The 12,539-nt window shown below is 35.9% G+C and carries 11 protein-coding genes and 1 riboswitch; of the genes, 7 read left to right on the top strand and 4 right to left on the bottom strand.

The annotated features are described in order from the left end of the window. Nucleotides 1–9 precede the first annotated feature (9 nt). The 5 genes from QUF99_RS05520 to QUF99_RS05540 all read left to right on the top strand — a co-directional run bounded on the left by QUF99_RS05520 (nt 10) and on the right by QUF99_RS05540 (nt 2,711). Nucleotides 10–372: a hypothetical protein gene (locus tag QUF99_RS05520; protein ID WP_289368949.1), complete on the top strand. Its 363-nt coding sequence runs from the start codon at nt 10–12 to the stop codon at nt 370–372. Between the two features lie 26 nt (nt 373–398). Further along, nucleotides 399–572 carry a YxiG family protein gene (locus QUF99_RS05525; RefSeq protein ID WP_289368950.1) on the top strand — a complete coding sequence of 58 codons (174 nt, stop codon included), beginning with the start codon at nt 399–401 and terminating at the stop codon, nt 570–572. A gap of 718 nt (nt 573–1,290) precedes the next feature. Continuing rightward, nucleotides 1,291–1,662, top strand: coding sequence for a hypothetical protein (locus tag QUF99_RS05530; RefSeq protein ID WP_289368951.1), 372 nt, complete (start codon nt 1,291–1,293; stop codon nt 1,660–1,662). Nucleotides 1,663–2,011: 349 nt separating this feature from the next. After that, on the top strand, nt 2,012–2,296 hold the full coding sequence (locus tag QUF99_RS05535) for a hypothetical protein (protein WP_289368952.1): 285 nt from the start codon (nt 2,012–2,014) through the stop codon (nt 2,294–2,296). Between the two features lie 10 nt (nt 2,297–2,306). Next, nucleotides 2,307–2,711, top strand: a complete 405-nt coding sequence (locus QUF99_RS05540) for a hypothetical protein (protein WP_289368953.1) — start codon at nt 2,307–2,309, stop codon at nt 2,709–2,711. Between the two features lie 714 nt (nt 2,712–3,425). Here the strand turns inward: QUF99_RS05540 and QUF99_RS05545 are convergent. The 4 genes from QUF99_RS05545 to QUF99_RS05560 all read right to left on the bottom strand — a co-directional run bounded on the left by QUF99_RS05545 (nt 3,426) and on the right by QUF99_RS05560 (nt 9,035). Then, complete coding sequence (locus tag QUF99_RS05545) at nt 3,426–4,655, bottom strand: aminopeptidase (protein WP_289368954.1); 1,230 nt, start codon at nt 4,653–4,655, stop codon at nt 3,426–3,428. A 148-nt stretch (nt 4,656–4,803) separates the two neighbouring features. Further along, nucleotides 4,804–5,889, bottom strand: a complete 1,086-nt coding sequence (locus tag QUF99_RS05550) for a polysaccharide deacetylase family protein (protein WP_289368955.1) — start codon at nt 5,887–5,889, stop codon at nt 4,804–4,806. A 529-nt stretch (nt 5,890–6,418) separates the two neighbouring features. Continuing rightward, nucleotides 6,419–7,537, bottom strand: coding sequence for a polysaccharide deacetylase family protein (locus QUF99_RS05555; protein WP_289368957.1), 1,119 nt, complete (start codon nt 7,535–7,537; stop codon nt 6,419–6,421). A 301-nt stretch (nt 7,538–7,838) separates the two neighbouring features. Beyond that, nucleotides 7,839–9,035, bottom strand: a complete 1,197-nt coding sequence (locus QUF99_RS05560; RefSeq protein WP_286123319.1) for a NupC/NupG family nucleoside CNT transporter — start codon at nt 9,033–9,035, stop codon at nt 7,839–7,841. A 207-nt stretch (nt 9,036–9,242) separates the two neighbouring features. Further along, nucleotides 9,243–9,344, bottom strand: a riboswitch (purine riboswitch). A gap of 99 nt (nt 9,345–9,443) precedes the next feature. Between QUF99_RS05560 and rlmD the strand changes: the two genes are divergently transcribed. Both rlmD and QUF99_RS05570 read left to right on the top strand, forming a co-directional pair. Continuing rightward, the gene (rlmD, locus tag QUF99_RS05565; protein ID WP_289368958.1) at nt 9,444–10,841 is read left to right on the top strand and encodes a 23S rRNA (uracil(1939)-C(5))-methyltransferase RlmD; all 1,398 of its coding nucleotides are present in this window, start codon (nt 9,444–9,446) and stop codon (nt 10,839–10,841) included. 261 nt (nt 10,842–11,102) lie between these two features. After that, nucleotides 11,103–12,065 carry a tRNA dihydrouridine synthase gene (locus QUF99_RS05570; RefSeq protein ID WP_028399801.1) on the top strand — a complete coding sequence of 321 codons (963 nt, stop codon included), beginning with the start codon at nt 11,103–11,105 and terminating at the stop codon, nt 12,063–12,065. Nucleotides 12,066–12,539: the final 474 nt, after the last annotated feature.

A 12,539-nucleotide genomic window follows, 5' to 3' on the forward strand; every position in this document is an offset into this window, starting at 1 on the left:
TAGAGAGAAATGAATGCTCAACAAATACAAGAAAAAATGGACCAATTACATTATTGGGATGCTCAAGTGTTAAGGCTGAGTAGTGATTATTTTACTGATGAAGTGATTTTAGCTTATGATGATGAAGATATGATAGTAACCTACAGGTTTATTTGCTGTTATAAATCAAACTTTTTTCATTGGCTAGGCTATGAGAAGGAGAAGCCGTATAGAGATTTAACACAGGGTCAGATACCATACTTTCTTCAAGATGTAGAGGTAAAAGAAATTGAAGAGGAAAAAAGAAAACTTTATTCTTGTAAAATACTTATGCCACCTATGGAACTAGAAATATGGTGCAAGGATATTGAGGTATCTAGTGAAGCAAGATAGCAAATTTTTTCTAGTTAGAAGGTTAAATGATTACGGTTCGAAAACGTAGTCTCATTGAAAAGAGAGACCCTCTTAGTAAACTGACAGAAGTAAATCTCAATAACATTAAAGAAAAATGGATTGAACAGTACTCTGGTGAAGGAAATATTGTGATAGAAATTTGGAGCAAATTGCTGGTTTTAGAGGCTGAAAAAATATAATGGTCAAGAATATGGAATTTAGTAAGCAATAAGATTAAAGACTATTTTGCTAGATTCTGAGGGCAAAAAAAGAACTCTTTGAAGAACAAGTCTTTTTTAGGATCGTATATTTCAATGAACAATATTACATGGTTTGGAGTAAGTGAAGAGAAAGTTACAGATGAAGAAAAATCAACAAAAGAGACCTCACATTTGAGGTCCCTTTTGTTGATTCTAATTAAAATGAATCACCATTGTTTCTTCTTTCCTTCCCCCAAATCACTTTTAATAAGTGAAATAATTTTTAAAGTATATATAAACAAGAGAATCTAATCTACCTCTGTTTTTTGTGTCCGATGCATCGAGAGATATTATACCTATAACTCCTTTCTCTTCTCATTTAACATGCACTACTTCAAATCCTCCCTTTCACCTTCGTTACTCCTCTTTCTAAATACATACTGTTTAGCAACAATCCCTCTGCCTCCCCTACGATACAGCGATAATACTTCTAAGCCACTAGCATCACCCAAGGCCTTGCCGAAGTCCAAAGCGGAAAAGGTGAACCTAATTCATCTGTGGATTTATTAAATCCTGATGGAAGTGTTAAACACAGAAGATATTACGATGAAAACGGAAGGGCGAAAGAGGATATAGATTTCAATCATTCCCTCATAGACATAAATGGGATTGGACTAAAAAACCACCTAGACAAAAGCCGGAATAAGGAGTTGGAAAAATGAAAAAAATTCATGACGGTAGAATATTGTCTTATCAAGTAAATTTTGAAAACTTAAAAATAGGCCTGGAAATTGAAGACGATAGAGAAGAAAAAATTAAAATTACTTTTGAAAATTTTTTTTCTTTTCACTTTGAAAGCCAACTGCCAGATAGCATACTTTTGGATATTATAGAAGAATCAGTGGATAATTTTATATCTGAAAATGAAGAATTGCTATCTGAAGGGAAAAATTATTATTGGCCAATGGACTATGATAAAAATGAAGAGCTGATTGATTATATCAAAGATAATAATTATCATTATTATAAAATACAATCATCATATGGTTTAAATGGTTGGGTAGTTTGTGAAAGATTTTATTTCAATTGATATTTGGAATAGTTAAATTAAAGCGATTAAATCAAAATTTTGGTTTAATCGCTTATTTTGCATGCGTGCCCAGCTAAGCTGGGCACTGCTTACTGATGAAAGTCCAGTCTAGGTAAGAACCAAGTCGCCTAGTAGCTGACAGGCAACTGGAGCTGATGTTGTTATACATGGCGGATATATTTGGTAGAATACAATTCAAAATGGTATTGATAACCTTCAAAAATTCCAATCTTCTTCGTCTTCTGGTGGACGTGTTAATAAAGTTAAAGAGACCGATAAGCTTGATAAAGAAGTAAATGCTACTAAGGGTACGGGTAATTTAATAAAGGATAGTGCAAGTTATAAGGATTTGGCAAAAAATAATAGTGCAAAAGATTTAATAAATAATTTAGAGAATAATGGATGGTCTAAAGTAGTTGACCCACCAAGAAGCGCTAAAAGTGGAGAAGCAATAAAATTTACCAATCCAGAGAACGGAGACATAATTCGTATTATGCCGAACCTAGATAATGGAAAACCATATTTTAAAGTGCAAAATAAAGGTGGGGGATGGCTTGATGAATTTGGAAACTTCCCATCTAATGCAACAAAACAAGAATTACGAGATTCGACCCATTTTTATTTTAAGAAGTAGAGGTGCTCAAATGTTGATAGCAAATGGATTTGAAGAAATTTACAACAATTTAGATTTTACTGATAGTATTATCGAATGTATTAATTGGGAAAATGATTTGTTAGACTTAGTTTTAACCATTGACTATTACAATAGTGATGAGGAGGAATTGTTAAAATTAAGGTTTAAGGATTGTTTAAAAGCAGATTTTTCCTTAACAACAAATCTGTTAAGTGTACCAGAAGAGGAAAAACGCTCTTACAGTATGAGTTGGTACACAATCCAAAACTATAAGTTATTAAGAGATAGCGAACTATTGAAACAGTACAACCAAAATGAGTTATTCCATTTTCAAATTTTTACTACCGACCAAGTGATACCTTGGTTGTCAGTTGTTAGTAGGGGAATACAAGTAGAGAGAGTTATGAATATCTAAGTTATATTTTGTAAAAAAATTTGATTGGCTAAATGCCTTTCAAGTTTTTTTAATTAGAACAGTTTTATGGTTACAAATAGCCACATATCTGAAACAAGAGCTCATAATGGTAAAAAGACGTACGAGATTGGTTGCAGTGACATTTAAATCTTACTACTCGATTTATATTTGCACACGAGAATCACAAAAATCGTGGCGATAAACAAAGGATATTAAGTGAAATGTTCACCTTTGTTTTGTACATGGTTAAAAAAATAGCCGTTTATGAATTCAGAGCTCATGAAGGCACACAGACATATAAAAATGGGTACTGTGAATTTTTATGAAAACACCCACATTTACTACTTGATTTACTTTTACGTACGAGAATGACAAAGCTTTTAGTGCTAAAGTTGGAAACAAACAGGTACATAAGACAAGTGAACAAAAAAGAAATAAAGGATTTTTGAATGGGACAAAATGAACGATGATACTTTGAAAATCGAAAACTCATGACGGTTGTACTATCACGAGTTACTATAACAATAGAATAAGACGAGAAATACGAGATTAGGCAAGATGACATTTTACTAGGTGACAACTATAATGACATGGGCATGTGGCAGGAAGCTAATGAGGAAGTTAGCACCCAAAAGCGGTTTAGAGTGACAAGTCAATCTAAAAAGTGCTGTCTCCATTACGAAGACAGCACTTTTCATTTAGTAATTTTCTTTCTTAAAATGCCCAGTTACCTTTACGGAAAATTGGCTCATGTGTTCCGTCGGCTGTAACACCATCAATGTCCAATGCTTCATTACCAATCATGAAATCTACATGTGTAATACTAGCGTTTGCTCCATTTTCAGCAAGCTCTTCTTTTGTCATTGTTTTCCCGCCATCTAAGTTAAATGCATAGGCATTTCCAATTGCTAAGTGGCAAGATGCGTTTTCATCAAATAATGTATTGTAGAACAAAATATTTGTGTTAGAAATTGGTGAATCGTGAGGGACTAATGCAACTTCTCCTAAGAAGTGCGATCCTTCATCTGTTTCTACTAAGTGTTTTAAAGTTTCTGCTCCAACTTCAGCTTTATAATCGACAATGCGTCCGTTTTCGAATGTAAGTGTAAATTTATCAATTACATTACCTGCAAATACTAGAGGTTTCGAACTTGATACATAACCACTTACGCCTGTTTTTAATGGCATTGTAAATACTTCTTCTGTTGGAATATTAGCCATGAACGGTATATTCTTTTCATTCAGGCTACCAGCACCAGCCCATATGTGTTTTTCGGGAAGTTCAATTGTTAAATCTGTTCCAGGAGCTGTATAGTGAAGAGCTTTATAACGTTTTTCATTTAAGTAGTCTACCTTTGTATGTAGCGTTGCGTCATGTTCTTTCCATGCTTCTACAGGATTTTCTAAGTCAGCACGAGTCGCTTGGAAAATAGCATCCCATAGTTTTTCTACTTGCTCATCAGGAGCGGCATCAGGGAACACTTTTGCAGCCCACTCTTTCGTAGGAACAGAGATAACACACCAGCTGACTTTATCTGCTTGCACATAATCACGGTACACTTTCATCGCTTCGCCAGCAACTTTCTGAGCAGTGGCAATACGTTTAGAGTCTACACCTTTTAATAAATCTGGATTTTCTGCGTAAATTGAGAGGAAAGCAGCATCTTCTTTTGCTAATTCTTCACGTGCATGAGCTTTCCAAGCAGGAAATTCAGAAAATGCTTCTTCAGGAGCTAAATCAAATTTTAAACGTGTTAATGTTTCATCGTTCCAATCTACATATACATGCTTTGCACCTGATTTATATGCTTTTTCTGTAACAAGGCGTACAAATGGAGCAGCTTCAAGTGGAGCGTTAATAGATAGTGTTTGCCCAGGTTGAATATTGACACCGACATTCACTGCAAGAGCAGCATATTTTTCTAACGTTTGTTCAAATGACATAGGTATAATCTCCTTTATTTGAAAAATTTATCCCGCAGCAACGGGCGGTAATACTTCTAGCTCAAAGTTTCACTTTACTATATACATAATACTAGAAAATTCAAAAAATATAAATAGAGCTCAATCAACATTGAGCTCTATTTTCCCATTATTTGATAGAAAGTCCAAATTGTTCAACGGTTGTCGAGTTATGCATACGAACACGTTTCATTTTTAACAGTTCATCAGGTTCGCCTTTTGTAATAAACTGTCCTGATTTTGTCGTTGTTGCAAACTGATAATATTTTCTCGTTTCTTCTACAACTTTATCATTTACATGACCGAACGGGTACGCAATTGCAATAACGGGTTTGCCTGTTATTTTTTCGAGTTTCTCTTTTGAGGCTTTTAATTCTTCTTCATAGTTTTTGATTTTTGGTAAATCAGCATGTGTTGCAGTATGAGATTGTACAGAGAAAATACCAGAATCAACCATTTCTTTTACATCCGCTGTTGATAAAGAACCTTCTACATCAACGTTATCAACAATCATATATTCAGTTGCTGCCGGTTTAAATGTATCATCCTTTAGCTTTTGTAAAATACGAAAGGCATTCATATTATTTTTCATACCGTCATCAAATGTAACAAAAATTGGCTTGCTTACTTTATTCATATCATTCCATCGTTCGAACGTTAACAGTGTATAGCCATTTTCTTTTAAATACTTCATTTGTGCCTCAAAGTTAGCTGGAGACACAAATAAATCTTTGATCCCTTGTCCATGATAATCATCAATCGCGTGATACATTAAAACAGGAACATGCTGCTGAAACGTAATAGCAGATGTCGCGAGTGGAATGGTTTTTCCATCTTCTTTTATACCAACTGCCTCAATTTGGTACTCGCCGCGTTTTCCTTCAAACTCTTTTACATCGAAAGGAAGAGAAAATTGCTTGCCTTTTTCTTTAGAAGAAAATGATTTTGCACTTTCTTTTCCATCGGCCGTACGCCAAATTTTATATTGTACCTCTGTTAAAGAATCTTTTATATCCGTTATATGAATAGATGTGTTTGTTGATTCATGCGTAATGGAATTCCAAGAGATTTTACCCTGTGGTTGAACCTTTACCTCTTGCCTTTTCGGTTGTTCTTGAACCGTTTTCTCTTTTTTCGGCTCTTGATGTGCAGTGCTCGTGTTACACCCTGCTAGAATAACAGATGTACATAAAGCGATCGCTGTGTATTTTTTCATAACAATCATCCTTCTATTGTGTATTATCCTTTATCACCATAGTAAAACGCCCACCTCTGTGAAAAAGTGGTGGGGAATGTTTCAAACTTCTGTAATGATGATAAGTACTTCTTTACCCTTGTTCATCATATCGTTAGGGGAAATGTTTTGGGGGGGAGAATATATTATAGAAAGATCGGCCTATCTACTTCGAGCTACTTTTCTTTTTGTAGATTTGTTACAAGAAATAATAATATAACCTAGCGCAAAAATTGTAGGAATTAAAAATACATAACTAGGTATGCCAAAAACGTAATAACTTTTCATACTCAAAAATAATAAATGTAAAAAGTCAAAAAGAGCATGTAATTTCATAAGAGCCTCCTGCACAAATATTTAACAAATTATAACATTTTTGTATGGGATATATATATCCAGGGTTGTGATTTAAGCTGAATTTAAGGTAGGGAAAGAAATTTAGCATTTATTATTTATAGAAAACAGGCAAGAAAAAAAGGCTGCTTTTGAAATGAAACAGCCTGAAAAACTATTAATATTTTTCTTTTACAAGAGATATAAATTGTCCCATTGTTGTATAAGGACCGACAAAGTGTCGTTTAATTAAGTATTGTTCGTTCGGTGTACCTTTTGTAATATGAGTTCCGTGATCTGTTGTGACCGCAAATTCATAATGTTTCTTTGTTTCTTCCACGGCTTGATCATTATAAGAACCTACCGGATAGGCAAGAGCAATAATTTTTTTACCTGTAATACTTTCAATTTTTTCTTTAGATGTATGTAATTCTTCATCGTAATTGTTTGTATGGGCCATCATTGTATGATTAGCAGTATGAGATTGAATGGAAAAAATACCGGAATCAAGCATTTGTTTTACCTCATCTGTTGTGAGACGATTTGGTTTATCAAGGTCATTTGAAACAACAAATTCTGTGGCTGCCGGTTGGAACTTATCATCTTTTAATTTTTGTAAAATATGAAGAGCATTCATATTGTTTTTTCGGCCATCATCTAATGTGATAAAGATCGGTTTGTTCACACGGTTCACATCGCCCCAGCGTTCAAACGTTAACATCGTATAACCGTTATCTTTTAAATATTGCATATGTTTTTCAAATTGTTCTGGTGGCACGTACAAACCTAATTCACCATCAGCTGGTCCTGGGTATTTCTCAATGGCATGATACATGAGAAATGGTACATGTTGTTGGAATGTAATCGTAGATTTAGCAAGAGGTACTTCTTTGTTGTCTTCTTTCAAACCTATCGTTTCAATTTGATATTCTCCGCGCTTTAAATTGAATGCTGTTAAATGAAACGGGAGCGCGAAATTATGATCTTTTTCCTGAGATACAAATGTTTGTTTACTTTCAGGTCCATCAGCCGTACGCCAAATATTGTAACGTACTTGTGTAAACGAATCTCGTAGGTCTTTTGTGTAAAGTGTGGTGTTCTTTGCGTTGTATTCAAACGGGTCCCACGCCACTATTCCTTGTGTCAAAGGTACTTCTACTGTTTTTACTTCTACCTTTTTCTTTTCTTTTTGACTCTCGGCAATTGCTGGTTTTGTCTGTTTATCACTAGATGTACTAGTGTTGCAACCTACGAGAATGGTAGAAGAAAGTACAGCAATACATGCATATTTCTTCATCAAATCATCCTTCTATTGTGTTTTTTATCTGTCCCTCATGTACAATAAAATCCCTCGCCTCGATCTCCTAGAAAGGCGGGGGATAACTGTTCATAAGAGCCAATTCATTCAACCGTCCTTGCGTGAAGGAAGTTGAATGATACCCTTGTCCCATCATATCACTATGAAATATAGAGGGGAATATCCTTTTTTGGATGAATTCGGAAAAAACACTATTTATTCGCAGTCTATAGGTCATATGTAAAATTTTTGTGAAGCAAGAAAAAAAGCAGCTTTCTGTTTGGAGAAAGCTACTTTTTGACTAAATAAATAATCCGGCAATCGTTGCGGATAAAATAGAAGCAAGTGTAGATGCAAATAGCATTTTCCAACCGAAGCGAGATACGACGCTTCCTTGTTTTTCAGAAAGTGCACGAATCGTACCGACGATCGCACCGATTTGACTAATGCTTGCAAAGCTAATTAAGAATACTGTTACAATCCCAACTGTACGTGGAGATAATGTTTTGGCAACTTCTTTTAAATCAAGAATCGCTACAAATTCATTTAGGACAATTTTTGTACCCATAATGCCCCCAGCCGGAATGATATCATGTGCTGGAATCCCCATTAAGAATGCAAATGGTGCAAGAATGTAACCGAAAATTTGTTGTAGTGTAATTGCATATCCCATTGCTCCTGAAGCGGCGCTAATGACATAGTTTACAACTTCCATAACACCGATAAAGGCGATCATTAAAGCCGCAACAATACCAGCTACTTTTAAGCCATCTAACGCACCATTAATCATGGCACCGATTAAGCTATCACCAAATAGGTTTTTATCGAATTTCTGGATTGTTTCATCTTCCTTTGCTGTATCAACCGGAGTTAATAATGAACAAACGATTAAGCTAGAGAATAAGTTCAGCGGCAGAGCTGCTAGTACATACTTTGCATCTAACATCATGACATAAGATGCTGTTACAGAAGCTGAAACAGAACTCATTGCTGAACAGCAAATAATGAACATACGGTTTTTATTAAAATGCTTTAAATCATTTTTAATAACAATTAATGCTTCACTTGAACCGAAGAATACGGAGTTTACCGCATGGAATGATTCAACACGTGGCAGACCAGTAATTTTAGAAATTGCACCGCCAACAATGCGAACGATGAATGGTAAAATGCCTAAATAACTAAAAATAGAAAGTAGTGCAGAGAAAAAGACGATAATTAATAGGACATTTAAGAAAAAGACAAAGTCTCGTTGGATTCCGTTGAAGAGAAAATCCACACCTGTTGTACCAAGTTTAATGAGTTTATTGAAGACCTTACTAATTACAATAATGATTTGCTGCCCAATTTTTGTACCAAACATAAACCAACCAATTAAAATTTGGAAAACAATCATAATAGCAATTGCACGGAAATTGATTTTGCTTTTGTTGTTTGAGAAAGCAAAACATAGACCTAGTACGGCAAGAATACCGATAACACTCATCACATATTGCATGTAGTTGCCCCTTTCAGCAGTTCGTATAAAGTTTTCACATAAAACCTTCGTTATATAACTAATAAATAAAGTAACAGAGGTTTCATGTCATACGTAAGATGTCTGACCTTTTAGAAAAATAAAAAATAAAAAAAGACCCATATGGATTCACTTTCATCTATGCGAGAAAGCTAATCCATATGAGTCTTTGTATACACAAAAAAGCTAATATTTATTAGTTTTCCCCATAGTCCAGCAATTTCCGGTTGCCAGGTAGAAACTCTCGATCCATATTATCGAGTATATATGAGGTAACACCATCCGTATTAAATTAGTAGTAGCGTATCATTAATCGACAAAATTCGTCAATAGCTTTTTTTCTTCCAATAGCTAAAGGGTAAAGGAATATGGTAAAATGTAACGCAGTGTATGGAAAAGAGAGGTCGGAAAATGAGTAATAAAATGACGCCACCAGTTGAAAAAAACGAGTTTATAGATGTAGTGTTTGAAGATTTAACACATGATGGTGCCGGGGTTGCGAAAGTAGAGGGTTATCCTATTTTCGTGAAAAACGGATTACCAGGTGAAGAAGCACAAATTAAAATTATTAAAGTGAAAAAGAACTTTGCTTTCGGGCGTTTAATGAAGCTTCATAAAGAAAGCCCATATCGCAAAGACGCAGAATGTCCAGTATATAACCAATGCGGCGGTTGCCAGCTTCAGCACTTAACGTATGAAGGGCAACTACAAGCAAAAGAAAAACAAGTGCGTGATGTAATGCAGCGCATTGGCGGACTACATGATGTACCCGTTCATCCCGTTCTTGGTATGAAGAATCCATGGGTATACCGAAATAAAGCACAAGTACCAATTGGAGAACGTGAAGGCGGACTTGTTGCTGGTTTCTATCGCCAAGGAACGCATGACATCATTAATATGGAGACATGCTTAATCCAGGCGGAAGAAAACGATACATTAATTCAAGAAGTAAAACGTATTTGTGAAAAGCATGATGTAACAGCGTACAACGAAGAGCGTCATAAAGGAACGCTTCGTCATGTGATGGCTCGCTACGGACAAGTAACAGGGGAAATCATGCTTGTCTTTATTACGCGCAGCGCAGAAATTCCAAATAAAAAGGCAATCATTGAAGAAATTACAGCGAAGTTCCCAAATGTAAAATCCATCGTCCAAAACGTAAATACGAAACGTACAAACGTTATTTTCGGAGACAAAACAACAGTACTATATGGATCAGAATATATTTATGACTTTATCGGTGACATTAAATTTGCTATCTCAGCACGTTCTTTCTATCAAGTAAACCCAGAACAAACGAAAGTGCTGTATGACAAAGCATTAGAGTACGCAAAACTAGATGGAAACGAAACAGTCATCGACGCCTACTGCGGTATCGGATCAATCTCACTATTCCTAGCGCAAAAAGCGAAGAAGGTATATGGCGTTGAAATCGTTCCAGAAGCAATTGAAGACGCAAATCGCAACGCTGTCTTAAACAACATGACAAACGTTGAATTTGGCGTAGGCGAAGCAGAAGTAGTCATTCCAAACTGGTACAAACAAGGCGTGATCGCCGATACAATCGTAGTCGATCCACCACGTAAAGGATGCGACGAAGCACTACTAAACACAATTATCGACATGAAACCAAAGCGTGTCGTATACGTATCATGTAACCCAGCAACGCTTGCACGTGACTTAAAAGTACTTGAAGAAGACGGATATAAAACGCAGGAAGTACAGCCTGTTGATATGTTCCCGCATACTACTCATTGTGAAGCGGTCGCGTGGTTGGAGTTGGTATAATAGAAAAGCAGTTGATATAGAAAAAATCTATACCATCTGCTTTTTTGTTTATAAAAATACCATTCAGGACCGATTTTAGTTAAAATAAACATTGCCGATTTTCACAATAGTTTTTCACAAATTATAAATGTCCAAATGTACTTGTGTTTGATAATAAGTTATTAAGCATGATATAAGTGTAAAAGAAGTGGAACATTTGGCTTTATATTTTTTGACCGAGAGTTTGAAGTTGTATCCATAGTGAGAGGATTTGAGTTTGAAATGATAGATAATTTTTGGCGTGATTTACCACGACCATTTTTTGTACTTGCACCAATGGAAGATGTGACAGATGTTGTTTTTCGTCACGTAGTAAGTGAAGCCGGTCGACCGGATGTATTTTTCACAGAGTTTACAAACTCGGATAGCTATTGTCATCCAGAGGGTATGAAAAGTGTGCGTGGCCGTTTGATTTTTACAGAAGATGAACAGCCAATGGTGGCACATATTTGGGGGGATAATCCCGAATATTTTCGTCAAATGAGTATTGGCATGGCAGAGTTAGGATTTAAAGGCATCGATATTAATATGGGCTGCCCTGTACCGAATGTGGCATCGAGAGGGAAAGGTAGTGGCCTTATTCTGCGTCCAGACGTTGCGGCAGAACTTATTCAAGCAGCAAAAGCGGGCGGACTGCCTGTCAGCGTGAAAACACGACTTGGCTATAAGGATGTAAATGAGTGGGAGGAGTGGCTAACGCATATTTTAAAACAGGATATTGCGAACCTTTCTATTCATTTACGTACAAGAAAGGAAATGAGCCAAGTAGATGCGCATTGGGAGCTAATTCCGGAAATCAAAAAATTACGTGACCGTATCGCACCAAATACGCTACTAACAATCAATGGAGACATTCCTGACCGTCAAACTGGGCTGCAGCTTGCTGAACAATATGGTATTGATGGCGTTATGATCGGGCGAGGTATTTTTAAAAATCCTTTTGCTTTTGAAAAAGAGCCAAAAGAGCATAGCAGTAAAGAATACCTTGATCTTTTAAGACTGCAGCTTGATCTTCAAGATCAATATGCGGAAGCACTGCCACGTTCAATCACAGGGCTTCATCGCTTTTTCAAAATTTATGTCAAAGGATTCCGTGGAGCTGGTGAATTAAGAAATCAATTGATGAACACGAAATCAACAGATGAAGTGCGTGCATTGCTTGATAACTTTGGAAAAGAATGTTGATGGGACGGGGACAGTGAAATGATGTAACTCTCAAAAAGTTAGAGAAAAAATGAATCACATCAACTCATGTGTACTTATTTTATTCAGTTTCAAGTTCCTTTGCAGCCGGCAACTTTTGTTTTGATAAAGTCTGTTTTCTGAAAGAAAAAGGTCTTAAGAATGTAATAAACCCACCAGCACCCTTGTGTTGCGACATACACTCTGCACATGTGGAGTGCTGTTCACTACTCGAATTAAAACAATGATTAATGATGTAATAGTGAGTAAAGAGCCTTCCAATCCGGAAAGGCTCTTAGTTTTTATATAGAAAAAATAAGGCATATTGACATCTACGCTGCCAGAGATAGACATTGTTTCGGATTATAACAGATTAAGTTTGAAAAGGCTGATACAGCGAGCTTGATTTTTTAATGTATAGGATTTAGTAGGAGGTGATTGGGGACAGTTTGTTTATGTGTGTCCCCAAGTTGTCCC

Source organism: Bacillus sp. DX4.1 (assembly GCF_030348195.1).
In the GTDB taxonomy this organism is placed as follows: domain Bacteria; phylum Bacillota; class Bacilli; order Bacillales; family Bacillaceae_G; genus Bacillus_A.

Bases quoted from the DNA above. Each gene is read 5' to 3' on its own strand.
- QUF99_RS05520 (WP_289368949.1), top strand. From the start codon at position 10: ATGAATGCTCAACAAATACAAGAAAAAATGGACCAATTACATTATTGG.
- QUF99_RS05525 (WP_289368950.1), top strand. From the start codon at position 399: ATGATTACGGTTCGAAAACGTAGTCTCATTGAAAAGAGAGACCCTCTT.
- QUF99_RS05530 (WP_289368951.1), top strand. From the start codon at position 1,291: ATGAAAAAAATTCATGACGGTAGAATATTGTCTTATCAAGTAAATTTT.
- QUF99_RS05540 (WP_289368953.1), top strand. From the start codon at position 2,307: ATGTTGATAGCAAATGGATTTGAAGAAATTTACAACAATTTAGATTTT.
- QUF99_RS05545 (WP_289368954.1), bottom strand. From the start codon at position 4,655: ATGTCATTTGAACAAACGTTAGAAAAATATGCTGCTCTTGCAGTGAAT.
- QUF99_RS05550 (WP_289368955.1), bottom strand. From the start codon at position 5,889: ATGAAAAAATACACAGCGATCGCTTTATGTACATCTGTTATTCTAGCA.
- QUF99_RS05555 (WP_289368957.1), bottom strand. From the start codon at position 7,537: ATGAAGAAATATGCATGTATTGCTGTACTTTCTTCTACCATTCTCGTA.
- QUF99_RS05560 (WP_286123319.1), bottom strand. From the start codon at position 9,035: ATGCAATATGTGATGAGTGTTATCGGTATTCTTGCCGTACTAGGTCTA.
- rlmD (WP_289368958.1), top strand. From the start codon at position 9,444: ATGGAAAAGAGAGGTCGGAAAATGAGTAATAAAATGACGCCACCAGTT.
- QUF99_RS05570 (WP_028399801.1), top strand. From the start codon at position 11,103: ATGATAGATAATTTTTGGCGTGATTTACCACGACCATTTTTTGTACTT.